The following is a 23,822-nucleotide window of genomic DNA, read 5'->3' as shown; positions in this document are numbered from 1 at the left end:
GCGGCTAGAAGGCCGTGATGGTCCAGCTCGCGGTGTGCGCCTCGCCGGGGGCGAGCAGCACGAGGTCGTCCCCCGAGTTGAACGCGTCGGGCGGACAGGTCATCGGCTCGACGGCCAGGCCCACGCGGTCGTTCTCGGGTTCGGGCCGGTCGGCGGTGTGCACCTGCACCCAGGGCAGCTCGCGGCCCCACGACATGGTGACGCCGTGGCCGTCACGCGCGGTGACCGTGGCGGCGACCCGCGCCTCCCGGGCCTCGGCTGACGCGCCGGCGCCGCCGCCGAAGGCGAGGTCGGTGAAGGCGTGGTCGACGAAGAGGTCGCCGATCGCGTGCCCCTCGCGGAAGTCGAAGCCCTCGCGGTCGCCCACCGGGCGGGTGCCGACGGGCACGAGGCGGTCGTCGGTGACCTCGAGGTAGCTCGCGGCGGGCAGGTCGAGGGTCCAGTCGTCGACGCGGCCGTCGCCGGCGACGAGGTACGGGTGCGGGGCCGTGCCGTAGGGCGCCGTGCCCTCGCCCACGTTGCGGGCCGTGACGGTCGTGGTCAGGCCGTCGTCACCCAGCTCGTAGACCACGGTGAGCGCGAGCCGCCAGGGGTAGCCGTCGCTCGGCACGAGGACGAACGAGGCCGACGCCCGGGCGGCCTGGGCCTGGTCGAAGCTCCAGTCGGCCCAGTGCACGAGGCCGTGCAGGGCGTGCCCGCGCTCGACCTCGTTGAGGGCCAGCTGGTGCTCGACCCCGTCGCGCTCGTAGCGTCCGTCCGTCACGCGGTTCGGCCAGGGGGCCAGCAGGGCGCCCCGGAAGCCGGGCCGGACCCGGTCCGCGGCGAACGGCACGACGAGGTCGCGGCCCTCGAAGGTCAGGGCACGCAACGTGGCCCCCACCGCGGCCAGCTCGGCGCGGTAGCCGTCCCGCTCGAGCACGACCTGGGCACCCGAGACCGGGACGGGCGAGGTGGCGAGGGTCGCCGTGGGCGGTGCCCCCGGCGCGGGCTCGACCACGGGCGGGGTGGTGCCGGGCACGGGGACGTCGGCGACGGGGGTGGGTTCAGACATGGGCGGGCTCTCCGAGGACGGACGCGGACAGGAACGCGTTGCGGAAGCGACCCTCGGGGTCGACCGACTCGACGTGGGCGGCGAAGTCGCCGAGGCGCGGGTGCACCCGGCGCAGCTCGGCGTGCGACGCGGTCGACACCTTGCCCCAGTGCGGGCGCGCGTCGAAGGCGCCCAGCACGCCCTCGATCGCGGGCAGGGCGGCGAGCACGTCGGCGGGCCGACGGTGCCAGGTGAAGTGGAAGGCGACGCTCTGACGGCCGCTGCTCGGGCTGATCCACGCGTCGTCGGGAGCGATGGTGCGGATCTCGCTGACCATCAGCACGTCGGCGAAGGTGTGGGCGATGCCCCGCAGCCCCTCGATCGCGGCCGCGGCGTGCTCGGCCGGCACGAGGTACTCGCTCTGGATCTCCTCGCCGGCGCTCGGCGTGAAGTCGAAGCGGAAGTGCGGCAGGCGTTCGAGCCACGGGCCGGCCACGCCGCCCTGCTGCGTCACGGCCGCGGTCTCGGCCCCGGGGATCATGTGCGTGGTCGCGTCGGCCCGCACGGCCCCCAGGTCGCGCAGGTCGAGCCCGACCTCGTCGCCGACGCGGTGCTTCGACCAGACCTGGTCGACCCCGTCTCCGTCGTAGCGCGTGAAGAAGCTCAGGCTGTAGGCGCTGGCCAGCACGGCGTCGAGGTGCTCGAGGGCGGCCTCCCAGGGCAGCCCCTCGACGATCGTCTGCTCGACGTCGAAGGTCGGCACGGTGTCGAGTTCGAGGGCGGTGACGACGCCCACCGCGCCGAGCGAGACCACGGAGGCGCCGAACGCGTCGTCACCACGGCGCACGGTCTCGAGGCTGCCGTCGGCCCGCACGAGCTCGACGGCGCGGACGCCGGCCGAGAGGGCGGGGTTGCGGACGCCCGAGCCGTGGGTGCCGGTCTGGACCGCGCCGGCCACCGAGATGTGCGGCAGCGAGGCCAGGTTGTGCAGGGCGAGGCCACGGCGCTGCAGTTCGCCGGCGAGCGCGGCGTGCGTCGTCCCCGCCCCGACCCGGACGGAGCCGGCGGCGGTGTCCACCTCGACCGGGGTGGCGAGCGCGTCGAGCGACACGAGGGTGCCGTCGGTGTCGGCGACGCGGTTGAACGAGTGGCGAGACCCGAGGGCCTTCACCCGACGACTGCCGGTGACGACGTCACGCAGTTCTTCGATGCTCGTGGGGCGACGCAGGTCGGTCGTCGAGTACTCGACGTTGGCGGCCCAGTTCTGCATGGAGACTCCTTCGGCTCGGGGTGCTCCGTCGAGTCTAGGCGCGCCGCCGCGATGCCGTGTGAGCGCTCACTTCGCCTGCCACCCGAGCAGCGGTCCGAGTCGCTCGGCGGCGTCGGTGAGCACCTGCGTGCACTCGGCGAGGTCGAAGTCGAACGGCAGCTCGACGATGAGGTCGTCGACCTCGCGCATCGCGGCGTTCTCGCGCAGCTGCTCGGCGATCCACTCGGACGGGCCGACCAGGTCGCGGTCGAACATCATGCCGCGGGGCCCGTGCGCCACGGTGGTGCGGTCGCGACGCGAGGACGCGTAGGCCTCGTACGCCGCACGCTGCCCGGCGGTGGCCGTGTCGGTGGGCAGCACGACCGCGCCCTTGGCGACCCGCGCCTCCTGACCCGCCGGGTGGGCCGCGCGGAAGGCGCGGATCTGCTCGAGCTGCGACGCGGCGAAGCGGGTCGGCTCGACCGGACCGGGCGCACCGGCGAAGCTGACGTTGCTGATCAGCATGCCGAGCCCCTGCCGGCCGGCCCACTCGGCCGACCGCGGACTGCCCGCGCCGTACCAGACGCGGTCGGCGAGTCCGGGGCTCTGCGGCTGCACCCGGCCCGTGTAGACCTCGATGCCCTCGGTGCCCTCGAACGCGCTGACCTGCTCGCCCCGCACGAGCGAGAGGAACTTCTCGACCCGGGCGTACGAGAAGTCCTGGTGGTCGACCGCGTCGCCGTAGAGGTGCGGGCCGACCTCGTCGTAGCCGCGAGGCTCGCCCACGCTCACCCCGAGCTGCAGCCGACCGCGCGAGAGCACGTCGACGGTCGCCCAGTCCTCGGCGAGGCGGAAGGGGTTCTCCCAGCCGAGCGGCATGACGGCCGTCCCGAGGGTGAGCCGTGAGGTGCGCTGCGCCGCCGCCGAGAGGAAGGCGACCGGCGACGAGATGCCGAACTGCAGGTGCCGCGTGCGGGTCCAGCCACCGTCGAGCCCCAGCGCCTCGGCACGCTCGAACAGCTCGAGCCCCTGCTCGAGGCCGGCCGTCGGGTCGGCGCCCTCGAAGGCGCCGATGGTGAGGAACCCGAGGCGGCGCAGCGGTCTCGGGGCGACGGACGGCGAGGACGGCGACGAGGAGGCGGTGGTCACCCGTCGAGCCTAGCCAGACGACGTCGGGTCCCCCGTCGCGTCCCCCGTCCCCCGTCTCGCGTCCCCCGGACTGGGGACCGGCCCACCCCCGTACTGGGTGGCCGTGCCCCGTTGTCCCCCGGCCCCGGGTGGGGTTCGCTGGACGGAGCCGTTCGAGAGCCACGCGTCGACGACGACACGACCACGGACGACACCACGACTTCAGGGGACACCACCACGATGGACACCGCAGAGCCCGACACCGGACGCCCGGGCACGACCGACCCGTCGGACGCCGCCACCACGTTCGACGCGGCCGCCACGCCCGGCACCCGGCCGGCCACCGCGACCCGGGCGGTCCGCGTCCGCCCCGAGCGCGTCACGCGGGTCCGACGACCCGCCACCTTCGTCCTGTCGTGGCTCGACGTGCCGAACGACGGCACGGACCCCGGCCTGCCCCTGGGCACCTGCCTCGTGCTGCGCACGGTCGGCCGCTCGGCGCGCGACGTGCTCGTCGACCTGCCCGGCGGACCCGTCCGCGGCCGCGACCGGCTGCGCCCGGGCGCGATGCTCGGCATCGCGACCCCGGTCGAGCTCGACGCCCTCGTCGCGCTCGGCACCGTGTTCGTCGAGTGGTCGGACGGCCGCGGCGGCAGCCGCACCACCTGGCTGCGCGTGCCGCCGGTGCCCGCGCGCTACCGAAGCCCCGCCCCCCGCTGACCCGGCCGCACCGCGCCTCCTGACACCACCGCGTCTCGCGTCGGCACCGCGCCTCCCCGGGTCAGCGTCGGTAGGCCGCCGCCGGGTGCGTCCCGGGCAGGCGGGGCCCGCCGCCCGTCAGCCGCTCGCGCAGCGTCTCGCCCGGCACGTACGCCTCGCGGAGCCGACCACGGCGCCGCAGCTCGGGCACGACGAGCTCGACGAAGTCGGTCAGCGTGTCGAACGAGTGGTACTGGCGCAGGTTGATGCCGTCGATGCCCTCGTCGTCGAGCCAGCGCTCGATCTCGTCGGCCACGACCGTCGGCGTGCCCGCGACGAAGAACGTGCCGCCCCAGGCCTCGTCGACCGAGTCGATCAGCTGGCCCACCGTGATGTCGAGGGGCAGCGCGGCCGCGCCCGGGTGGTCGAGCCGTCCCTCGGCCTCGAGCGCCTCGCGGACGCTGCGGTCACGCGGGTGCGACGGCGCGTCGAACGGGATGCTGCGGTGGACCAGCTTGCCCTGCTCGCTCGCGAACGACCGGTAGAGCGCGAGCTTGTCGGCGACGACCTCGTCGGTCTCGCCCGTGACGACGCCCGCCTGCACGATGAACGAGACGTCGTCGGCGGAGCGCCCGGCCAGGACGGCGGCCTCGCGGGTGGCGGCCCCCACCGCCTTGACGGCCGGACCGCCGGTGAACACCACCTCGGCGTTGCGGGCCGCCTGCTCGACGCCCTTCGGCGAGGCCGTCGCGAGGAAGAGCACGGGCGTCCGCTGCGGCGACGGCTCGCTGAGGTGCGGGCCGGCGACGCGGAAGTGCTCGCCCACGTGGTCGATGGCGTGCACCTTCGACGGGTCGGTGTAGACGCCCGAGCCGGGGGCCAGACCGTCGGCGGTGGGGTCGGCGACGACCGCGTCGTCCTCCCACGAGCCCTCCCACAGCTTGTAGAGCACGTCGAGGTACTCGGCGGCTCGGGCGTAGCGCTCGGCCTTCGGGATCTCGGCGTCGAGGCCGAAGTTGCGCGCGGCGTTCGGCAGGTACGACGTCACGACGTTCCAACCGACGCGGCCCCCCGTGAGGTGGTCGAGCGTCGACATGCGCCGGGCGAACGCGAAGGGCGGCTCGTAGCTGGTCGAGAACGTGATGCCGAAGCCGAGGTGCTCGGTGACCGCGGCCATCGCCGGCACGACCATCATGGGGTCGCCGTTCGGCGCCTGGATGCCCTCGAGCAGGGCCGGCGCCGGGCTGTCCCCGAACACGTCGTACGCACCCAGCACGTCGGCGAGGAAGATCGCGTCGAAGCCGCCCCGCTCGGCCAGGCGCGCCAGCTCGAGCCAGTAGGCGAGGTCCTTGTACTCGCTGCGGTGGTTGTGCGGCAGCCGCCAGAGGCCGTGCGTGATGTGGCCGACGCAGTTCATCTCGAACAGGTTGAGGATCAGCCGCTTCTTCGGAGCGGGGGCGTCGGCGGTGGCGGCGGCGGACGGGTCGGTGGTGGCCGGGTCGGACGCGGCCGGGTCGGCGGACGGGTCGGATGTGGCCGGGTGGGTGGCGGACGGGTCGGACGCGGGGGTGCCTGCGGTGCTCACGCGTCCTACTGTGCCGCACCGCGCCTCCTCGTCCACCGGGCGGCGACGCCGTGTTGCGCATGGTCTGGGCTCTTCGCACCGCGTTTCGTGCACCGCACCCCGCCTAGTCGCGGTGCGGTGCACGAAACGCGGTGCGGGGCGGGGCGAGCGGTGCGTGGCGAGGCGTGCGGTGCGGCGTCAGCCCTCGCGGATCGTCGTCGTCACGTCGACGAGGCTCGGATCGGCGGGCGCCGAGCCGAAGCCGAAGCGGACGGGCGGGTCGAGCGGCGCGAGCGCCCCGAGCGGCCGACCGTCGAACCGGGCGTCGACCGCGACGACGCGGCGGGCGAGCGTGACTCCGTAGTACTCGCGACGTCCGCCGCCGGCCGTGCCCGCGGTGCGGGCCCCGGGCACGAGCAGGCGCGCCACCGGGTCGATCAGCGTGAGCCAGCCGGGCCGGGTCGCGAACGCCGCCGGAACGAGGCGCAGCAACCAGCCGAGCGGCGACACGGGCCCGATCTCGAGCGACAGGTCGAGCACGTCGTCACCCGAGGCGTCGGGCCCGGCCGACACCCGCAGCGTCCGGTCGACGCCGCGCCACGAGACCGGCTGCACCCGCACCTCGTCGAACGTGTACGTCGACGAGACGTAGTCCGCCACCGCCTGCGACGGAGCGAGCAGTGTGCGGTGGCCGTCGGCGGCCTCGACCATCACGTCGACGAACCGCCCGAGCGGCGAGCGGTTCCAGAGCCCGACGACGACCCGCGTGCCGGAGGTCGTGCCGAAGCCGGCGATGCGTCCGTGGAACCTCTGGTCGGGGGCCGCGCTGTTCATCGTTCGACCGTACGCCGACGGCGCTGCACGCACCGCGCCTCCCGAGGGCCCGTCGGTCGCGCCGCCGGGGCGGGACCGTGCGGAGACCACCCCGGGAGGCGCGGGTCGAGTGACCGGGTCGGCTCTACTCGGGCACCCGGGCCGAGACGGTCTCGAGGGCGGCGAGCTCGTCGGCACCGAGGGCCACGCTCGCGCTCGCCAGCAGGGCCGGCAGCTGCTCGAGGGTGCGGGCGCTGGCGATGGGGGCGACGACGCGCGGCTGCGCCTGCAGCCAGGCGAGGGCGATGGTCGCGATCTCGACCGAGTGGGCGCTCGCGATGTCGCGGAGGGCCGCCACGACCTCGAGTCCCTCGTCGCTGAAGTAGCCCTCGACGTTGCCGCTGCGAGCACCGGCGATGTCGTCGCGGGTCTGGTACTTGCCGGTCAGGAACCCGGCGGCCAGCGAGAAGTACGGCGTGACGCCGAGCTGGTTCAGCGCGGCGAGCGGTGCCAGGTCGCGCTCGTAGGCCCCGCGGGTGACGAGGTTGTAGTGCGGCTGCAGCGCGACCGGCGCCGCGAAGCCCTCGCGGCGGGCGATCTCGATCCACTCGGTGATGCGCTCTGGCGAGAAGTTCGAGATGCCGACGTGCCGCACCTTGCCGGCCTTCTGCAGCGCGTCGAAGGCGCCGAGGGTCTCCGCGAGGTCGTCACCGGTGTCGAAGTGGGCCCAGTACAGGTCGATGTGATCGGTCTGCAGGCGGGTCAGCGAGGCGTCGGCGGCCGCGGCCACGTTGGCGGCGCTCAGCCCCGGGAACTCGGGGTGCTGGCTGACCTTGGTGCCGATGACGAGCTGGTCGCGACGGGCGGCGCCGCCCTGCGCGAGCCAGGTGCCGATCACGGTCTCGGACTCGCCGCCCGAGTTGCCGTCGGCCCAGGCCGAGTACACGTCGGCCGTGTCGACGAAGTTGCCGCCTCCGGCGACGAACGCGTCGAGCACCGAGTGCGACTCGGCCTCGTCGCTGGTCCAGCCGAAGGTGTTGCCGCCGAGGGCGAGGGGGAAGACGTCGAGGTCGGATGTTCCGATGAGGGGCATGCGGGGGTTCCTTTCGCGGACGTCGCGCCGGGTCGGCGTGGCGACTACCCAGGTCTAACGCGTCGGGTGCGACTTCGTTCCCAGCCTCGCACCGTGACGACGCCGTCGAGTGGACGCGGCACCGCCGCACGTCACGGCGTCGTGTCCACTCGGCGGTGTCCTGGAAGGAGCGGCTCAGTAGCCCTGCTCGACGTCGACGACGCCCTCGGGCTCGCCGCCCTCGGCGAGCGCCCGCACGTTGGCCTCGACCCGGGCCTGGAACAACGGCTCGGTCATGGCGTTGGTGTTGGCCTGGTGCGGGGTGATCAGGGCCCGGGGCTCGGCCCACAGCGGGTGGCCGTCGGGCAGCGGCTCGGGGTCGACGACGTCGAGCCCGGCGGCCCCGATGTGCCCCTCGGCGAGCGCGGTCACCAGCGCGTCGGTGTCGACCAGGGGGCCACGGGCGATGTTGACCAGCACGGCGGTGGCCTTCATGGCGGCGAACTCGTCGGCGCCGAGCAGGCTGCGGGTGCCGCCGGTCAGGGCGGCGGCGACCACGACGACGTCGCTGGTGGGCAGCACCTCGGCCAGGCGGTCGACGGTGATCGTGCGGTGGGCGCCGGGCACGGCCTCGTCGGTGCGACGGACCATCGTCACCTCGACGTCGAACGGCTGCAGCAGGCGCAGCAGCTCGGTGCCGATGCCGCCGGCCCCGACGATCGTCACGCTCGACCCGTTCAACGAGATGCCGCGCTGCTCGCGCTCCCACGAGGAGGCGCGGGCCCGGATCTGCAGGGACCGCAGGGTGGCGAGCGTCAGGGCCAGGGCGTGTTCGGCCACGGGTGCGCTGTAAGCGCCCTTGGCACTGGTGAAGACGAGGCCGTCGCGGGCGGTGGCCTGCATGGTCTCTACGTAGGCGTCGACGCCGGCGCTCGGCAGCTGCACGAGGCGGACCGCCGGGTGCTGCTCGATCGCGGCGCGCAGCTCGTCCTGGTCGACGCGACCGCCGACGACGATCATCTCGGTCTCGCCGCCGAGCTCGACCAGGTGCGCGTCGGTCGCCTCGACGGCGCGCCCGGCGGGGCCCACGCCCCACGTGTCGCCCGACGACCCCTCGGAGTCGGCGGTGGCGGAGGCGGCGGGCAGGACGGTGACGGCGACGGTGCTCATCGCTCCACCGTATCGATCGGGTCACGAAGACGACTCAGGCTCGTGTCCTGCTCGCCCGGGTGGCAGAGTGGCGCCGTCTGCCGGTCGCGAACCCGATCGTGGACGCGGGAGGCACGGGTCAACGGCGACGCGCGCCTCCTCCTCTCCGGCTCCGGCCGCCCGGTCGCCCCCGGGTGCCCGCGGGGGTACGCTGTCCCACGGCCCACCAGGGCCCACGGCCCGTCCGGGCCCGGCGGCAGCACCACGGAAGGCAGGTGAGCGGCGATGGCTGGTGACAGTACTGGCGCCCCGCGGCATCCCTCCGTGGTCGCGCCGTCCACCCCGCTCGTCTGAGCGACGGGGTCGACCGACCACGAGTGACGCCCACGGGCACCGACGTCTCCCGTCGACGCGCGTCGTCGGCGATCCGCGCCTCCGGGTGTCGCGTCGCCGCCCGTGTGCGTCGCCTCCGGCCCGCACCGCCCGCCCGTCGTCCACGCGACCGTCGTGACCACCATCCGACCCGACGTCGGCGTCCGACCACGACGCCGACGCACCACGAACGGCAGGGAGCGCAGACCATGGCACTCATCGACAACGGCATCTACGTCGCGGGCCACCGCACCGACAGCCCGGCGAACCTCGACGAGACCTTCGAGCTGCTGCACGAGCACCAGGGCATGGCGTGGATCGGCCTCTACCGGGCCGACCCCGACGAGGTGCGGTCGATCGCGCAGGAGTTCGACCTGCACCCGCTGGCCGTCGAGGACGCCCTCAAGGGCCACCAGCGCGCCAAGCTCGAGCGGTTCGGCGAGACGCTGTTCGTCGTGTTGCGCTCGGCCCGGTACCTGGACGCCACCGAGACGGTCGAGTTCGGCGAGGTGCACGTCTTCGTCGGGCCGGGCTTCGTCATCACGATCCGGCACGCCGAGAACCCCGACCTCGGCCGGGTGCGCCGGCGCCTCGAGTCGAGCCCGGACCTCCTCGCCCTCGGGCCCGAGGCCGTGCTCTACGCCGTGCTCGACCAGGTGGTCGACGGCTACGGACCAGTCGTCGCGGGCATCGAGAAGGACATCGACGAGATCGAGGACGAGCTCTTCGGCGGCGACCCCGAGGTGTCGCGGCGCATCTACGAGCTGCTGCGCGAGGTGATCAGCTTCCAGCGGGCGACGAGCCCGCTGCGCGGCATGCTCGAGAACCTGCTGCGCGGGTCGGACAAGTACGGCGTCGACGTCGAGCTGCAGCGGTCGCTGCGCGACGTGCTCGACCACGTGCTGCGGATCGGCGAGCGGGCCGACACCTTCAGGGCCCTGCTCGAGAACGCCCTCACGGTGCACTCGACGCTGGTGACCCAGGCGCAGAACGACGAGATGCGTCGGTTGTCCGAGGCGGGGCTCGCCCAGAACGAGGAGACCCGGCGACTGTCGGAGGTCGGCCTGCAGCAGAACGGCGAGGTCAAGAAGATCTCGGGCTGGGCGGCGATCCTGTTCGCGCCCACCCTGGTCGGCGGCGTCTACGGCATGAACTTCGACCACATGCCCGAGCTGCACTGGCAGTTCGGCTACCCGATGGCGGTCGCCGCGATGGTCGCGGTGGGCGCGAGCATCTGGGGCGTGTTCAAGTGGAAGAAGTGGCTCTGACGGCGTGATGCGCCGGCCCGCGGGGGCCGGGACGCAGAGGACGCAGGAGGCGCGGGTCGGGTGACCCGCGCCCCCTGCGTCCTCGAGGTGGTGCGGTGCTGCGGCTCGGGCCTACGCCTCGAGCGCGGCGTCGAGGGTGATGTCGACGCCCGTGAGGGCCTTCGAGACCGGGCAGGTCTCCTTGGCGTTCTGGGCGGCCTCGAGGAAGGCTGCCTCGTCGATGCCCGAGACCTCGCCGCGGACGGTGAGGGCGATGCCGGTGAGCTTGAAGCCGCCGGCCGAGTCCGGGCCGAGCGAGACGTCGGCCTTGACGTCGAGGGCCTCGACGGTGCCGCCGGCCTGGCCGAGGACGGCCGAGAACTGCATGGCGTAGCAGGCCGAGTGGGCGGCGGCGAGCAGCTCTTCGGGGCTGGTGGCGCCGTTGGCGTCGTCGGCGGCGCGCTTCGGGAACGAGACGTCGTAGGTGCCGAGCTTCGAGCTCGAGAGCTCGACCTGGCCCTCACCGGTCTCGAGGCTGCCGTTCCAGGCGGTGCGTGAGGTGCGAGTGGGCATGGAGTGCTCTCTTTCGTGGGGTCGGCGCCGAGGGGCGCCGGACGGGGTGGAGGGGGATGTGGTGGGTCAGTGGAGCTGGTCTACGGGGGCGGGCGCGTGGTCGGCCGACGCGACGGCGGCGGTCACGGCGGCGGTGTTGGCCCGGACGGCGGCGGCGAGCGCGGCGATGTCGGCCCGCAGCGCCTGGAGGTCGGTCAGTTCGAGGCCGGTCGCGCCGCAGATCTGGTCGGCGAAGCCGGCGGCCTGCTCGCGGAGGGCGGTGCCGGCGTCGGTCAGGGCGACGTCGACCGTGCGCTCGTCGGCCGCCGACCGGGTGCGCGTCAGCAGCCCGTGGGCCTCGAGCCGCTTGAGCAAGGGCGACAGGGTGCCCGACTCGAGCTGCAGCTGTCGACCGAGCTCGGTGACGGTGGTCGGCCCGCCCTGCCAGAGCACGAGCAGCACGAGGTACTGCGGGTAGGTCAGGCCGAGCGGGGTGAGCAGGTCGCGGTACCGGGCCGTGACGGCGCGCGAGGCGTTGTAGAGCGCGAAGCAGATCTGCTCGTCGAGCACGGGCGTGGGGCCCGGGGTCGTCGTCGCGGCTGCGGTGGTCATGTCGAGGACTGTAGCATGTCGCACGCGATTGAGTTGTGCGCAACTCGTTTCGCGGACATCGGGCTGATCACCGAGACGCACCGCGTCAGTCGGCGTCGGCCCGGCGCTCGCGGAAGGCGATCATGTTGACCCGGTTGCCGCAGCGCACGCTGCAGAACCGCTTCGACCCGTTCCGCGACAGGTCGACGAAGACCCCCTCGCAGTCGTCCGCGGCGCAGGCCCGGAGCCGACCCGTCTCGTCGGTGCGGATCACGTCGACGAGGGCCAGCGCCGACTCGACGCGGATGCGGTCGGCGAGGGGCGCGTCGTCGCTCGTGGCGTGCAGGTGCCAGTCGAGCGCGTCGTGCCGCACGAGACGGGGCGACGACACGCTGTCGGCGAGCATGCGGTTGACCTCACCGGCCAGCAGGTCGCGCCCGAGCGTCCAGATGCGCCGCAGCTCGGCCCGCACCCCCTGCACCGCGGCCAGCTCGGCGTCGTCGCGGTCGAAGCGTCCGGAGAAGGCGAACGCGTCGAGCAGGGTCGTGAGCTCGGCACGGGTCGAGAGCTCGTCGTCGCCGGAACGACTGGCGCCGGCACCCGTGTTGACCAGGGCGACGTTGAACTCGAGGACGTCTTCGGTGTCAGGGGCGAAATGCAAGTTGACTCCTTGTTCTGGGCGGTCGTACGCTCACGACAGAGACGGCGCGTCACCACCCATTGTGCATGACGGCCCTGACAGAAGGACACCCCGTGAGCACTGGTGCGATCACGACCACGACGCCGACGACCCCCGTCGCCACGGGCCGCCCGGCCTCGACCACCGCAGGGCTGCTCGTCGCCCTGGTCGCAGCGGCCTCGTTCGGCTTCTCGGGCCCCTTCGTGAAGCCGCTGCTCGAGTCGGGCTGGAGCCCCGTGGCCGCGGTCACCGTCCGTGCCCTGATCGGCGGGGTGGTGCTCGCCCCCGTGGCGACGTTCGCCCTCCGGGGTCGGCTCGGTCCGATCTGGCGGGCCCGGTGGCGGGTGCTCGGCATGGCCGTGGTCGGCGTCGCCGGCACGCAGGTCTTCTACTTCGCCGCGGTCGTCCGCATCCCGGTCGGCACGGCGATCCTGGTCGAGTACCTCGCCCCGCTGCTGCTCGTCGGGGTGGCGTGGGCGACCACGCGGCGCGTGCCGCAGGTCGTCGTGCTCGTGGGCTCCGTGATCGCCTTCGCGGGCCTCCTGCTCGTGGTCGCGCCGAGCGGCGGCGTGGCGCTCGACCCCGTCGGGCTGGCCCTCGCGGGGGCGGCCATGGTCTGCTGTGCGGCGTACTTCGTGATCGCCGCCCGCCCGAGCGGCGACCTGCCGCCGGTCGCCCTCGCGGCGTCGGGCCTGCTGGTCGGCTCGGGGTTGCTCGGGCTGCTCGGACTCACCGGTCTCGTGCCGTTCACCACGTCGGCGGCGGACGTGCCCCTCTTCGACGCGGTCGTGCCGTGGTGGGTGCCGATGCTCGTCGTCGGCGTCGTCGCCACCGCGCTCGCGTACGCCACGAGCATCACGGCCAGCAGCATGCTCGGCTCGCGCCTGGCGTCGTTCGTCGGCCTGCTCGAGGTCGCGGCGGCCGCCCTGTACGCCTGGCTGCTGCTCGACGAGGCCCTCACCCCGCTGCAGCTCGGCGGTGGCCTGCTGATCGTCGTCGGCATCGGGTTCGTCCGGGCCGAGCGCACCCGCGAGGCGGAGGTCGTGGGCGACGCGGTGGTGGTGGACGCGGCGGTCACCGACGGCCGTGGTGCGACCATGGGGTGATGGACTCCGTCGAGAACGCCGACCTGCACGCCCTGCCCCGCCCGCGGACGGCCCGCGAGATCGCCGCGACGTTCGGTCGCCCCGTCTTCACGTTCGTCGACCAGCCACGCCTCGGTCTCACCCAGCCCGGCACGATCTCGCACGACGACGTGCTGCACACCGTCGCCCTGAACTACGTGTTCGTCGCCGACCCGTCCGACCCCGACGCCGCGTCGAACCTGGTCGAGGGGGTCGCCGAGATCGACACCCACGTCGCGAACGCCCTCGCAGCCGGACGACCGGACTGGTTCGTGGACGGGCTCCGGGCGTTCCGGCACCCGCTGCTCTGGGAGGCGGTGGTCACCATGGTCGCGCCCGCCGACCCGGCGCCGCCGGCCGTGCCCGCCACGGTGGCCGACCACCTCGCCCGGCACGTCGACCACGTGCTGGTCAACACCGCCGAGGGACGGAGCACCCGATCCGACGGCGCCGCGCCCGTCCTGGACGCCCCCGTGGCGGTCCACCACGCGCGGCCGGGAGCGGTGCTCGTCGTCGACGACGTCGAACGCGACGCCGTGCTGATCGACACCGACCCCGACGTCGTGGGCTGGGGCGCCGAGGTCGACGGCTCGATCGTGCTCGTGGTCGTGCCACGGGACCGGGTGCCGCTGCTCGACCTGCGGTTGACGTCCCTGTCGGGCTGACCCGCGCCTCCCGGGCGGGAACGTCGGGGGGCCATGGCACGGGCGGAGGACGGGCATAGGGTCGGGGGGTGACCTCGACGACGCTGCCGCGCAGCACGCCCTCCGCCCAGGCCGTCGACGCGGAGGGAGTCTCCGCCTTCGTCGACGCCCTCGAGTCCACCGCCGGAGTCGAGCCGCACAGCATCGTGCTGCTGCGCCACGGCCGGGTCGTCGCCGAGGGCTGGTGGGCCCCGTACTCGGCGGACCGCGTGCACCTGCTCTACTCGCTGAGCAAGAGCTTCACCTCGTCGGCGGTGGGCTTCGCCGTGGCCGAGGGCCTGATGGGCCTCGACGACACCGTGCTCAGCCACTTCCCCGAGCTCGACGCCGAGGTGACCGACCCGCGCAGCCGGTCGATGCGCGTCCGGCACGTGCTGGCGATGGCCAGCGGGCACCGGGCCGAGACGCTCGACCGGGCGCTCGAGATCGACCCCGTCGACGTGGTCCGCGGTTTCCTGCTCACCCCGCCCGACGACGAGCCCGGCACCGTCTTCGCCTACAACCAGCCCTGCACCTTCAGCGTGGGCGCCGTCGTGCAGCGGGTCACCGGGCAGTCCCTCACCGAGTACCTCCGCCCCCGACTGCTCGACCCGCTCGGCATCGGCGAGGTCGGCTGGCAGCGCGACGAGTCGGGCCGCGAGCTCGGCTACAGCGGACTCCACGCCACCACCCACGCGATCGCCGCCCTCGGGCAGCTGTACCTGCAGCAGGGCGAGTGGGACGGAGTGCAGCTGCTGCCGCGCGAGTGGGTCGCCGAGGCCACCCGCCCGCACGTCTCGAACGCCGGTGAGTCGAACCCCGACTGGGCCCAGGGTTACGGGTTCCAGTTCTGGATCGCCCGCCACGGCTACCGCGGCGACGGCGCCTACGGCCAGTTCGCCGTCGTGCTGCCCGAACACGACGTCGTGCTCGCACTCACCGGCCAGTCGCTCGACATGCAGGCCGTGCTCGACGCCGCCTGGACGCACCTGCTGCCCGCCTTCACGACGGACGCGTCACGGGTCGACGGCGGCGTCGATGTCGACGCCGGCGTCGACGGGCCGACGGCGGCCGACGCCGCCCTGGCGACCCGCCTCGCCGGCCTGACGCTGCCCGGGGTGGCCGGTCCGACCGAGCACGACGCCGCCCCGGTCCGACCGACGGCCGAGGAGGCGCGGGTCGGCGACCAGGACTCCCCCGGCACCGAGCGGCTCGTGTCGTTCACCGCGGCCGACGGCAACGACCAGCCCGGCCTGACCGTGGTCGAACTGCGTGCCTCGCCCGACGCCGCGACCACGCTCACCCTCGTCGAGGGCGACGACCGCCTGGTGGCCCGGGTCGAGGCCGAGGACTGGGTCGTCACCGACGACACGAGCACGGGGACCGGCGCCGGGTCCGGGACCGGCTCCGGAGGCGCCACCACCTCGGTCGCCACGAGCGCGACGCGGTCGGCCGACCTGCTGCACGTCGACCTCGTCTTCGTCGAGACGCCGCACCGCCTGCACCTGACGCTCGACGAGTCGGACGCCACCTTCACCGCCCTGTGGGAGACCCAGCCGCTGCACGCTCCCGCGCTGGCGCAGCTGCGGATGCCACGGAGCTGACGCACCCGCGGATGCCACCCGACCGACGCACCTGCGGACGCCGCGCGACCGACGCAGCTGCCGAAGGCACGCGACCGGCCCGGCCCGCGCCTCCTGCGGGGTCGTGTGGCCACGTACGACGGTGAACCCCTTTCGCGAAGACGAACCCCGATCTCTCGGGGTTCGTCTTCGCGTCCGGGGTTCGTCGGTGATCCGGCGCGAGGCGGCTCAGCCGAGGACGCCCGTGTGCTCGAGCACGATGTTCACGCCGATCAGGATGAGGATCACACCGCCGGCGATCTCGGCCGGCTTGCCGAACTTCGCGCCCACCCGGCGACCGACGAGCACGCCGACGAAGGTCAGCACGGCCGTCGTCACGCCGATCAGCAGGATCGCCCAGCCGATCGAGACGGGCAGGAACGCCAGCGTCACGCCGACCGCGAGCGCGTCGATGCTCGTCGCGATCGCGAGCACCGTCAGTTCGCGCAGGTTCAACCGGTCGGTGTCCTTCTCGTCGTCCTCGTGCGACGAGAACGCCTCGTAGAGCATCTTGCCGCCGATCAGGGCGAGCAGGCCGAACGCGACCCAGTGGTCGAAAGGGGCGATGTACTGCGCGAAGGTCGAGCCCAGCAGCCAGCCCAGCAGCGGCATGAGCGCCTGGAACGCTCCGAACGTGACGGCGATGACGAGCGCGTGCCGCGGGTTGAAGCGCGTCATGTGCAGGCCCTTGCCGAGGGCGACGGCGAAGGCGTCGGCGGAGACGCCGAGCGCGATGAGGAAGAGGGCCCAGAACGACATGGGGGCAGCGCCTTTCGAGACGGTCGGGTGGAGACGCCGTCGTCTCGGAACCTGACGATCCTGCCATGCCGAGCGCACCTCCTGGACCGGAAAAGTGCTGATCAGAGGTATTCGGCGAGCCGAATCCGGGGTGTCGGCGGGCCGTCGCGCCGGGCGTCGCGACCCGAACCGCCGCGACCCCCTGCATCGGCGCTCGACGATCTGCCTAGGCAGGGGGTTGACGCCGGTCGCGGGGGTGCGGCACGGGAACGCCCCGGCCACCCCCTGCACCGGCGCCCGACGATCTGCCTAGGCAGGGGGTCGGCGCCGGACGCGAGGGTGCGGCACGGGAACGCCCCGGCCACCCCCTGCATCGGCGCTCGACGATCTGCCTAGGCAGGGGGTCAGCGCCGGACGCGAGGGTGCGGCACGGGGAACGCCTCGGCCACCCCCTACATCGGCGCTCGACGATCTGCCTAGGCAGGGGGTCAGCGCCGGTCGCGGGGGTGCGGCACGGGGAACGCCTCGGCCACCCCCCGCATCGGCGCTCGACGATTTGCCTAGGCAGGGGGTCGGCGCCGATCGCGGGGGTGTGGGCACGACGCGCGGCGCGGGCAGGAGGCGCGGCGCCGGTCAGGCGGGGACGAGCACGTCGCGGGGCAGCACGGCGTGGACGCCCCAGGTGCGGTTCGCGACCTGCGTGACCCGCAGGTCGACGACCGTGCTCGCGAAGGCCAGCGCCGTGGCCGCGTCGAGCGAGTACAGCTGCTGCATCCACTCGACCATCGCGGCGAGCGCGTCACCGCTGGCGACGTTGAGGTCGGCGTCGAAGCCGAAGGTGATGCGGGCCTGGGGGGTCTCGGCGTGGATCGTCGAGAGCGGGCGGTCGGTGGCCAGGCCGACCCGCGCCTCCGTCGTCATGCCGGTCTCGATGGCGGTGCCGCCGACCTCGCCGTCGCCCTGGGCCGCGTGGCCGTCGCCGAGGTAGAGCAGGGCGTCGTCGACGGCGACGGGCAACCAGAGGGTGGTGCCCGCGACGAGGTCGCGGCAGTCGATGTTTCCCCCCACGGAGGCGCGGGGCGGGATGGTCGAGTGCTCGCCGGCCTCGGCGGGGGCGAGCCCCATGACGCCGAGGAACGGCGCGATCGGGCGGCGGAGGCCCCGGCTCTCCGTGGCTGTGCCGGCCTCGCGGTCGATGCTCCAGAGCAACCAGGCGGCGTCGGCGTCGACCAGGCCGAGGTGGCGGGTGATCGGGGTGTCGGCGGCTGCGGCGACCGTGAAGCCCCAGTCGTCCGGCGTGAGCGAGAGCAGGTCGAGCTGCAGCATGTCGCCCGGGCGGGCCCCGCGGACGGCGATCGGCCCGGTCAGGGCGTGGCCGCGTCGGGTCGGGAAGAGGTACGGGGTCACCTCGCCGGGCACGGTCTGCGGCTCGAGGTGTCCCGACGCGTCGAGCGAGCGGACGACGACCGTGTCGCCGGGGTCGATCGTCAGCACGGGCGCGTGGTCGCGCGAGAAGACCTCGGCGGCGGTGTCGGTGCGGGGGTCGAGGCGGTGGGTCGTCATGGTCCGAGCGTAGGCGGCCCACTCCACCCGCCGGGGAAGACACCCGGCGCGGACGCCGCCCGCCGGGGACGCGACCCGCCCAGGGTCGATCGGTACGATGGAGGCCCGTCGTGCCGACATCCCGCCGCACCCGATCACAGAGAGACCGACGCCGCCATGGTCCTGTTCTTCCACGTCCTCATCATCGCCATCACCGTCGTCGGCGCCGGGCTGATCACGGCCGCGTTCGTGGGGCTCGCCACCTCGAAGTGATCCGGGCCGCAGCGCCGACCGGCGTCGCCCGGGTCGGCCTCGACCCCCAAAGACCCGTTTGACGGTCGCCTGCGCGGCTTGCACGATGGCGGCATGTCCGCACTCGACGACCTCCGCGCCACGGCCCACCCGATCCGCCTGCGCCTGCTCTCGCTGCTGACCGGAGTGGCGATGAGCGCCGCCGAGGCCGGTCGCGAACTCGGGCTGTCACAGGCGACCGCGAGTTACCACCTGCGCGTGCTGGAACGGGTGGGACTGGTCGAGGTCACCGAGGTCGTCCGCATCCGGGGCGGCGAGGCGAAGCGCTACCGGCACCTGTCGTCGGCTCGACCGTTCGCGGTCGTGCCCGCCACGACCTCCGGCTCCGGCGCCGGCGACGACTCGGACGACGGCGCCGCCGCCGACGAACGCGCCCGCTACGTCCAGGCCCTCGCCGACGAACTGTCGCGTCGCTCACCCCGGCGCACGACCGGGCCGCAGGTCTCGACCGACGCCGAGCTGTGGGTCGACGCTGAGACCTGGCACCGCGTGGTCCGTCACGTCGGCCATGCCTCGGCCTTGCTGCACGCCGCCGCGCGACGACCGCGTACGCCCGGGACGAGCCCGGTGTCGATGACCGCCGCGCTGTTCCCGATGAAGCGACCGTGACCCGGGACGCAGGAGGCGCCTCCACGGCCCGCGAGGCCGCTCACGACCGTCGCGGCCCCCTCGCGCACCGGGAGTTCCGCTGGCTGCTGTCGGCCCGGACGACCGGGGTGCTCGGCAATGCCGTCGCCCCGATCGCCCTCGCGTTCGCCGTGCTCGACCTGACGGGGTCCGCGGCGGACCTCGGGCTCGTGGTCGCGGCACGCTCGGTGGCCAACGTCGCCGTGCTGCTCGCCGGCGGAGTGCTCGCCGACCGCGTGCGGCGCGACGTCGTGCTGGTCGGGACGTCGGTGGCGGCGGCCGCGACGCAAGCCGTCGTCGCGGCGCTGGTCGTCACAGGGACGGCGACGATCCCCCTGCTCGTGCTGCTCGGCGTGGTGAACGGGGCGGTGGCCGCCGTCAGCCTGCCCGCCGCGGCGGCCCTCGTGCCCGAGACGGTGCCCCCCGACCTGCTGCGACCGGCGAACGCCCTGCTGCGGCTGGGACTGAACGGCGGCAGCGTCGTCGGCGCCTCGGCCGGCGCGGGCATCGTCGCGGTGGTCGGGCCCGGGTGGGGTCTGGCGATCGACGCGGCGGGCTTCGCCCTGGCGGGGGTGCTGTACTCGCGGTTGCGGCTCCCGGCCGGGCAGCGACCGGGCGCGGGCACGGGCGCGTCGGTCGGGTCGGGCTCGTCGGTGGTCGGCGACCTGCGAGAGGGCTGGCACGAGTTCACCCGTCGGTCGTGGGTGTGGATCGTCGTGGTGCAGTTCGCGGTGCTGAACGCCGCCTTCGTCGGGGCGACGACGGTGCTCGGCCCGGTCGTGGCCGACGGGTCGTTCGGACGGGCGGCCTGGGGGCTGGTCGTCGCGGCCCAGACCGTCGGCCTCGGCGCCGGGGCCGTCGTCGCCATGCGATGGCGGCCGCGGCGCGGTCTCGCCGTGGGCGTCGGACTCATGGTCGTGACGGCGGTGCCGGTGGCCACGCTCGGGCTGGCCCCCGTGGTGCCCGCGCTGGTGGTGGCTTTCCTGCTGGGCGGCATCGCCCTCGAGATCTTCGCCATCTCGTGGGACCAGTCGCTGCAGTCCCACGTGCCCCGCGCCTCCTTGGCTCGCGTGTACTCGTTCGACATGGTCGGTTCGTTCGTCGCCGTGCCGCTCGGCGAGGTCTTCGCCGGCCCGGCGTCGCAGCTGTTCGGCACGCGACCGACGCTGCTCGTCTGCGCCGCGGTCATCGTCGTGGCGACGACGGCAGCCGTGTCGACGCCGAGCGTGCGCGCCCTGACGACCGAGGAGGCGCGGCGGACGACCTAGGGACCAGGCGCGTTCGACACGTCCTCCCCCGCGGCGCCCGACCGGACCATGACGTCGCGTGGCCGCGCGTCCGCCCTACCGGGCCTTCACCGTCGCCAGCTCGTCCCAGTGGGTGGTCGCGCGGGGCGAGACCATGTCGCGCTTCATCGACCAGCCGCGGCGGTGGCGGAGGCCTGCGACGCCGAGGCCGAGGGTGTCTTCGCCGAACTTGCCGGCGATGCGGTCGATGACCGCGCCGTAGGCCGGCGGTGTGGCGTCGCCGTCGCCGAAGACGTCGAGGCTGGCGTGCTCGTCGCGCGGGGTGAGCTCCATGAGGGTGACCCCGGCCCGGACGTAGCGCTTGCCGGCTTCGAGCTGTGGGCCGAGGGCGGCGATGGCCGAGCGGTACAACAGGGCGGCGTCGTCGGTGGGCTCGGGGAACGCCACCGACACCGAGTGGTTCGTGTGGGCGGCGCTGTCGGAGAAGGGCGACGTGGCCGTGAAGCAGCGCATCAGGCGCGTCAGCGAGCCCTGCTTCCGCAACCGCGCCGCGGCCCGCTGCGTGTAGACGGACAGCACCTCTTCGAGCTCGGTCACCGTCGTGATCGGCACCGCGAAGGACCGCGAGTGGTAGATCTGCTCGCGCTCGGGCTGCACCTGCTCGATCGGCAGGCAGTCGACCCCGCGCAGCTCGTGCACCACCCGGGCCTGCACGACGCCGAAGCGCGTGCGGATGCGGGCGGCGTCGGCGTCACGCAGGTCGGCCGCCGTGTGGACGCCGAGGGGCGCGAGCTTCTTCGCCGTCCGGCGGCCGATGCCCCAGACGTCGCCGACGTCGACGCTCGCCAGGATGGCGGTCTGCCGGTCGGGCGCGTAGCTGCCCAGGTGGCAGACGCCGGCCAGGGCGGCGTTCTGCTTCGAGCCGCGGTTGGCGAGCTTCGCCAGGGTCTTGGTCGGTGCGATGCCGATGCTGACCGGGAGGCCGATCAGCTTGCGCATCGCGCGTCGGATCTCGCGGGCCTGGGCGATCGTCTCGTCGAGCGTGCCGGTCAGCTCGATGAACGACTCGTCGATCGAGTAGACCTCTTGGTCGCTCGTGTACCGGCTCAGGATCTCGGCCGACCGCGCCGACATGTCGCCGTAGAGCTCGTAGTTGCTCGAGACCGCGACGACGCCCTGCATCGCCGCGATCGGGGCGATGCTGTGCCAGGGCGCCGCCATGTCGACGTTCAGGGCCTTCGCTTCTTGCGAGCGCGCGATGACGCAGCCGTCGTTGTTCGACAGCACGACCACCGGCTTGCCCTCGAGCGAGGGGTCGAACACGCGCTCGCACGAGACGTAGAAGTTGTTGGCGTCGACGATCGCGATGCTGCGCTCGGACGTCGTGGACCTAGACACGGTGCAGGCACCTCGTCACGACGCCCCAGATCGTGGCCTCGTCGAGCTCGGAGAGCACGATCTCGGGGTAGGCCGGGTTCTCGGGGCTCAGCACCATCTGCCCCTGCCGGTACGACAGGCGCTTGACCGTCAGCTCGGCGTTGACGACGGCGACGACCACGTTGCCGTCGTGGGCGTCGAGCCCGCGGTCGACGACGAGCTCGTCGCCGTCGAAGATGCCTGCACCGGTCATGCTGTCGCCGCTCACCCGCACGAGGAACGTCGCGGTCGGGTCGCGCATCAGGTGGCGGTTGAGGTCGACCGGCCCGTTGTAGTACCCCTGGGCAGGCGACGGGAAGCCGGCGTGCACGGCCTCGGAGGCCTGCTGCGGCAGCAGGTGGTCGGGCCGTTCGTCGCCGCCGACGGGACCGACGACCACGGTCACGGCGCGACCACGCCGTCGGTGGCGGGCTCGGCGGAGCCCGAGGGGTCGCCGAGGAGGCGCGCGCCGGTTCGCGCGGTCGGCTGCCGGTGGTCTCTCATCACGCCTCCCACCGAGGACGCTACGTCACGCCACCGACATCGTCGGAGCCGGAACGGCTCACCGGGTGTGCGGGGGCCCGTCGGGACCGGCGACCGGGAGCACGGCTGCCAACCGCCCGAGCATCGAACCGACGAGCTCGAGCGTGACGTCGTCGTACTCGTCGAGTGCCGCCTCGAGGGCGGCCGCCGAGGGATCGAGGAAGACCGCCGCACGCTGCCGGGCCACCTCCGTGGTGCGGAGCGTGACGACACGGCGGTCGTCGCTCTCCCGACTCCGCGAGACGAGCCCCCGCGCCTCGAGCCTGTTGACGAGGGCGTTGGTCGCACCCGACGTGAGGCCCACGCGCGTCGAGAGTCGACCCGGTGAGAGCGCGGCTCCTTCGTGCTCGGCCCAGAGGATCTCGCCCAGGGCCGTGCCGTCCACCGTCGGAAGGTCCATCCGACGGGCGAGCTGACGGGTCGACTCCTGATAGCTGAGGGCGTAGTGCCGGAGCGCCTCGAGCAGGTGCCGTCTCGCGGTCGTCATGCTCGATCCTCTCATCGACGGGCGGCAGGCCGCGGCCCCGTCGGGCCTCAGGCCCGCAGGTGCGGGTAGTCCGCCAGGACCGGGACGTGCTTCTCGCTCGTCAGCAGGTTCGCCTGGAAGAACTTCCGGACCGGACTCGACGCCGCGACGCGGTGCGACACCCGGACCGCCGTCCGTCCCACGCCCGTCGAGGGGTGGAGCGCTCGGGCCCCGCCGCGCGGCAGGCCCTGGGCGCTGTCGGCGTAGCGGCGCAAGTGCCGTTCGTAGCTCGCGAAGGCCCGCTCGGGCTCGTCGGGGGTCGCCGCCAGCTCGCCCGCGAGGACGTGCGCGCCGACCAGCGACAGCGTCGTGCCCATGCCCGTCGGGCCCGACCCCCAGGCGGCGTCGCCGACGAGCGCGACCCGCCCCCTGCTCCAGGTCGACATGACGACCTGCTCCATCCGCTGCGTGTAGAACTCGTCGGGGCGCGCCGAGAAACCGTCGAGGATGCGCCCGGTCTGCCAGCCGGCACCTCGGAATCGTGCCCGGAGCAGGTGCAACTGGGCGTCGACGGGCAGGTTCTCGAAGCCCATGGGCTCGGACGCGAACGACATGCTCGCGCGGATCGTGCCCTCGTCGTCGGGCCTGACGGAGGCGACGCGCCCCCGCGTGCCCGTGAACCAGTCCCAGGTGTCGACGTCGTCGGGGTGCCGGTCGAGGGTGCCGTAGGTGATGCTGACGCCGAAGTCGCGCAGCTCGGTCTCGTCGGAGAAGAGGAGGCGCCGGGTGCGTGAGCTGCGCCCCTCGGCGACCAGCAGGAGGTCGAAGCGCTCCCGGGTGCCGCCGTCGAAGGTGACGTCCACGCCGGTCGCGTCCTGGTCGACGCCGCTCACGAAGTCGCCGTGGCGGCGCTCCACTTCGGCCGGGACGACGTCGACGAGGATGCCCGCGAGGCGGCCGCGCAGGATCTCGACCTCCGCGGTCGGGCCGTCCTGCCCCTCCTCGCGGGGGAACACGGCGTAGGGGCGTCCACCCTCGTCGACAAAGCGGGTCCCCTCCTCGCCGGTGAGGTTCGCGAGGACGACCTCCTCGACGCCCATGCGCGTCAGGATCTCGCGACCGAGGCCGCGCACGTCGATGTTCTGGCCCGTCTCGCGAGGGGTGGCGGACCTCTCGAGCAGGACGACGTCGAAGCCCGACTTCGCCAAACCCCAGGCGAGTGCGGGACCGGCGATGCTCGCGCCGGTGACGAGGACGCGAGGAGCGCGACGTGGGGTGGGACGCGGGGTGGGACGTCGGGTCGTGGACATGGGATGCCTTCCGTCGGTGGTGCCGTCCCGCCAACCTACCCCTTTAA

General features: G+C 73.7%; 23 protein-coding genes. 7 read left to right on the top strand and 16 right to left on the bottom strand.

Annotation, left to right across the window (positions count from 1 at the left end):
• Positions 1–4 precede the first annotated feature (4 nt).
• From AC3CCI_RS10945 to AC3CCI_RS10935, 3 genes are all read right to left on the bottom strand, one after another.
• The gene (locus AC3CCI_RS10945; RefSeq protein ID WP_488627204.1) at positions 5–1,051 is read right to left on the bottom strand and encodes an aldose 1-epimerase family protein; all 1,047 of its coding nucleotides are present in this window, start codon (positions 1,049–1,051) and stop codon (positions 5–7) included.
• Positions 1,044–2,300 carry an FAD-binding protein gene (locus AC3CCI_RS10940; RefSeq protein ID WP_488627203.1) on the bottom strand — a complete coding sequence of 419 codons (1,257 nt, stop codon included), beginning with the start codon at positions 2,298–2,300 and terminating at the stop codon, positions 1,044–1,046. Before AC3CCI_RS10940 ends, AC3CCI_RS10945 begins: the two co-directional genes overlap by 8 nt.
• 66 nt (positions 2,301–2,366) lie before the next feature.
• The gene (locus tag AC3CCI_RS10935) at positions 2,367–3,428 is read right to left on the bottom strand and encodes an LLM class flavin-dependent oxidoreductase (RefSeq protein ID WP_488627202.1); all 1,062 of its coding nucleotides are present in this window, start codon (positions 3,426–3,428) and stop codon (positions 2,367–2,369) included.
• Between the two features lie 219 nt (positions 3,429–3,647).
• Here AC3CCI_RS10935 and AC3CCI_RS10930 point away from each other — a divergent pair, with 219 nt between their 5' ends.
• Complete coding sequence (locus AC3CCI_RS10930; protein ID WP_488627201.1) at positions 3,648–4,127, top strand: hypothetical protein; 480 nt, start codon at positions 3,648–3,650, stop codon at positions 4,125–4,127.
• Between the two features lie 61 nt (positions 4,128–4,188).
• Here AC3CCI_RS10930 and AC3CCI_RS10925 read toward each other — a convergent pair whose 3' ends face one another.
• From AC3CCI_RS10925 to AC3CCI_RS10910, 4 genes are all read right to left on the bottom strand, one after another.
• Positions 4,189–5,691, bottom strand: coding sequence for an NtaA/DmoA family FMN-dependent monooxygenase (locus tag AC3CCI_RS10925; RefSeq protein ID WP_488627200.1), 1,503 nt, complete (start codon positions 5,689–5,691; stop codon positions 4,189–4,191).
• A gap of 177 nt (positions 5,692–5,868) precedes the next feature.
• Positions 5,869–6,504 carry a hypothetical protein gene (locus AC3CCI_RS10920; RefSeq protein ID WP_354594763.1) on the bottom strand — a complete coding sequence of 212 codons (636 nt, stop codon included), beginning with the start codon at positions 6,502–6,504 and terminating at the stop codon, positions 5,869–5,871.
• 124 nt (positions 6,505–6,628) lie between these two features.
• The gene (locus AC3CCI_RS10915; RefSeq protein WP_354594764.1) at positions 6,629–7,576 is read right to left on the bottom strand and encodes an aldo/keto reductase; all 948 of its coding nucleotides are present in this window, start codon (positions 7,574–7,576) and stop codon (positions 6,629–6,631) included.
• A 174-nt stretch (positions 7,577–7,750) separates the two neighbouring features.
• Positions 7,751–8,725 carry a D-isomer specific 2-hydroxyacid dehydrogenase family protein gene (locus AC3CCI_RS10910; RefSeq protein ID WP_488627199.1) on the bottom strand — a complete coding sequence of 325 codons (975 nt, stop codon included), beginning with the start codon at positions 8,723–8,725 and terminating at the stop codon, positions 7,751–7,753.
• A gap of 560 nt (positions 8,726–9,285) precedes the next feature.
• Here AC3CCI_RS10910 and AC3CCI_RS10905 point away from each other — a divergent pair.
• Entirely contained in the window at positions 9,286–10,344 is a 1,059-nt protein-coding gene (locus AC3CCI_RS10905) for a magnesium and cobalt transport protein CorA (RefSeq protein WP_354594865.1), read from the top strand.
• 111 nt (positions 10,345–10,455) lie between these two features.
• On the opposite strand, the gene AC3CCI_RS10900 is transcribed toward AC3CCI_RS10905, so the two are convergent.
• From AC3CCI_RS10900 to AC3CCI_RS10890, 3 genes are all read right to left on the bottom strand, one after another.
• Entirely contained in the window at positions 10,456–10,896 is a 441-nt protein-coding gene (locus tag AC3CCI_RS10900; protein ID WP_354594766.1) for an OsmC family peroxiredoxin, read from the bottom strand.
• A gap of 66 nt (positions 10,897–10,962) precedes the next feature.
• Complete coding sequence (locus AC3CCI_RS10895; protein WP_354594767.1) at positions 10,963–11,487, bottom strand: MarR family winged helix-turn-helix transcriptional regulator; 525 nt, start codon at positions 11,485–11,487, stop codon at positions 10,963–10,965.
• A gap of 85 nt (positions 11,488–11,572) precedes the next feature.
• On the bottom strand, positions 11,573–12,127 hold the full coding sequence (locus AC3CCI_RS10890; RefSeq protein WP_488627198.1) for a CGNR zinc finger domain-containing protein: 555 nt from the start codon (positions 12,125–12,127) through the stop codon (positions 11,573–11,575).
• A gap of 92 nt (positions 12,128–12,219) precedes the next feature.
• Here AC3CCI_RS10890 and AC3CCI_RS10885 point away from each other — a divergent pair, with 92 nt between their 5' ends.
• The 3 genes from AC3CCI_RS10885 to AC3CCI_RS10875 all read left to right on the top strand — a co-directional run bounded on the left by AC3CCI_RS10885 (position 12,220) and on the right by AC3CCI_RS10875 (position 15,556).
• On the top strand, positions 12,220–13,251 hold the full coding sequence (locus AC3CCI_RS10885; protein ID WP_488627197.1) for an EamA family transporter: 1,032 nt from the start codon (positions 12,220–12,222) through the stop codon (positions 13,249–13,251).
• Positions 13,251–13,934: a hypothetical protein gene (locus AC3CCI_RS10880; RefSeq protein ID WP_488627196.1), complete on the top strand. Its 684-nt coding sequence runs from the start codon at positions 13,251–13,253 to the stop codon at positions 13,932–13,934. The genes AC3CCI_RS10885 and AC3CCI_RS10880 overlap by 1 nt, the downstream gene beginning before the upstream one ends.
• Positions 13,935–14,002: 68 nt before the next feature.
• Entirely contained in the window at positions 14,003–15,556 is a 1,554-nt protein-coding gene (locus AC3CCI_RS10875; protein WP_488627195.1) for a serine hydrolase domain-containing protein, read from the top strand.
• Between the two features lie 207 nt (positions 15,557–15,763).
• Here AC3CCI_RS10875 and AC3CCI_RS10870 read toward each other — a convergent pair whose 3' ends face one another.
• Positions 15,764–16,333 (bottom strand): manganese efflux pump MntP, encoded by a 570-nt coding sequence (locus tag AC3CCI_RS10870; protein ID WP_354594772.1) that lies wholly within the window; start codon positions 16,331–16,333, stop codon positions 15,764–15,766.
• A 612-nt stretch (positions 16,334–16,945) separates the two neighbouring features.
• Complete coding sequence (locus AC3CCI_RS10865; protein WP_354594773.1) at positions 16,946–17,875, bottom strand: acetamidase/formamidase family protein; 930 nt, start codon at positions 17,873–17,875, stop codon at positions 16,946–16,948.
• Positions 17,876–18,220: 345 nt separating this feature from the next.
• Between AC3CCI_RS10865 and AC3CCI_RS10860 the strand changes: the two genes are divergently transcribed.
• A complete protein-coding gene (locus AC3CCI_RS10860) occupies positions 18,221–18,775 on the top strand; it encodes an ArsR/SmtB family transcription factor (protein ID WP_488627194.1) in 555 nt (184 codons plus the stop codon).
• Positions 18,772–20,061, top strand: a complete 1,290-nt coding sequence (locus AC3CCI_RS10855; RefSeq protein ID WP_488627193.1) for an MFS transporter — start codon at positions 18,772–18,774, stop codon at positions 20,059–20,061. The genes AC3CCI_RS10860 and AC3CCI_RS10855 overlap by 4 nt, the downstream gene beginning before the upstream one ends.
• Before the next feature lie 75 nt (positions 20,062–20,136).
• On the opposite strand, the gene AC3CCI_RS10850 is transcribed toward AC3CCI_RS10855, so the two are convergent.
• The 4 genes from AC3CCI_RS10850 to AC3CCI_RS10835 form a co-directional block, all read right to left on the bottom strand.
• Positions 20,137–21,438 (bottom strand): Y-family DNA polymerase, encoded by a 1,302-nt coding sequence (locus AC3CCI_RS10850; RefSeq protein WP_488627192.1) that lies wholly within the window; start codon positions 21,436–21,438, stop codon positions 20,137–20,139.
• A complete protein-coding gene (locus AC3CCI_RS10845) occupies positions 21,431–21,862 on the bottom strand; it encodes a LexA family protein (protein ID WP_194594501.1) in 432 nt (143 codons plus the stop codon). Before AC3CCI_RS10845 ends, AC3CCI_RS10850 begins: the two co-directional genes overlap by 8 nt.
• Before the next feature lie 156 nt (positions 21,863–22,018).
• A complete protein-coding gene (locus AC3CCI_RS10840) occupies positions 22,019–22,486 on the bottom strand; it encodes a MarR family winged helix-turn-helix transcriptional regulator (protein ID WP_354594777.1) in 468 nt (155 codons plus the stop codon).
• A gap of 47 nt (positions 22,487–22,533) precedes the next feature.
• Entirely contained in the window at positions 22,534–23,775 is a 1,242-nt protein-coding gene (locus AC3CCI_RS10835; protein ID WP_354594778.1) for an FAD-dependent monooxygenase, read from the bottom strand.
• Positions 23,776–23,822 lie beyond the last annotated feature (47 nt).

The sequence above is a fragment of the Frigoribacterium sp. CF331 genome (assembly GCF_057787905.1).
The sequence above is the reverse complement of the archived record's forward strand: the minus strand, read 5'-3'. Positions and strand labels throughout refer to the sequence as shown.

Bases quoted from the DNA above. Each gene is read 5' to 3' on its own strand.
- AC3CCI_RS10840 (WP_354594777.1), bottom strand. From the start codon at position 22,486: ATGACGACCGCGAGACGGCACCTGCTCGAGGCGCTCCGGCACTACGCC.
- AC3CCI_RS10940 (WP_488627203.1), bottom strand. From the start codon at position 2,300: ATGCAGAACTGGGCCGCCAACGTCGAGTACTCGACGACCGACCTGCGT.
- AC3CCI_RS10930 (WP_488627201.1), top strand. From the start codon at position 3,648: ATGGACACCGCAGAGCCCGACACCGGACGCCCGGGCACGACCGACCCG.
- AC3CCI_RS10865 (WP_354594773.1), bottom strand. From the start codon at position 17,875: ATGACGACCCACCGCCTCGACCCCCGCACCGACACCGCCGCCGAGGTC.
- AC3CCI_RS10915 (WP_354594764.1), bottom strand. From the start codon at position 7,576: ATGCCCCTCATCGGAACATCCGACCTCGACGTCTTCCCCCTCGCCCTC.
- AC3CCI_RS10870 (WP_354594772.1), bottom strand. From the start codon at position 16,333: ATGTCGTTCTGGGCCCTCTTCCTCATCGCGCTCGGCGTCTCCGCCGAC.
- AC3CCI_RS10895 (WP_354594767.1), bottom strand. From the start codon at position 11,487: ATGACCACCGCAGCCGCGACGACGACCCCGGGCCCCACGCCCGTGCTC.
- AC3CCI_RS10835 (WP_354594778.1), bottom strand. From the start codon at position 23,775: ATGTCCACGACCCGACGTCCCACCCCGCGTCCCACCCCACGTCGCGCT.
- AC3CCI_RS10860 (WP_488627194.1), top strand. From the start codon at position 18,221: ATGTCCGCACTCGACGACCTCCGCGCCACGGCCCACCCGATCCGCCTG.
- AC3CCI_RS10900 (WP_354594766.1), bottom strand. From the start codon at position 10,896: ATGCCCACTCGCACCTCACGCACCGCCTGGAACGGCAGCCTCGAGACC.
- AC3CCI_RS10880 (WP_488627196.1), top strand. From the start codon at position 13,251: ATGGACTCCGTCGAGAACGCCGACCTGCACGCCCTGCCCCGCCCGCGG.
- AC3CCI_RS10910 (WP_488627199.1), bottom strand. From the start codon at position 8,725: ATGAGCACCGTCGCCGTCACCGTCCTGCCCGCCGCCTCCGCCACCGCC.
- AC3CCI_RS10945 (WP_488627204.1), bottom strand. From the start codon at position 1,051: ATGTCTGAACCCACCCCCGTCGCCGACGTCCCCGTGCCCGGCACCACC.
- AC3CCI_RS10920 (WP_354594763.1), bottom strand. From the start codon at position 6,504: ATGAACAGCGCGGCCCCCGACCAGAGGTTCCACGGACGCATCGCCGGC.
- AC3CCI_RS10905 (WP_354594865.1), top strand. From the start codon at position 9,286: ATGGCACTCATCGACAACGGCATCTACGTCGCGGGCCACCGCACCGAC.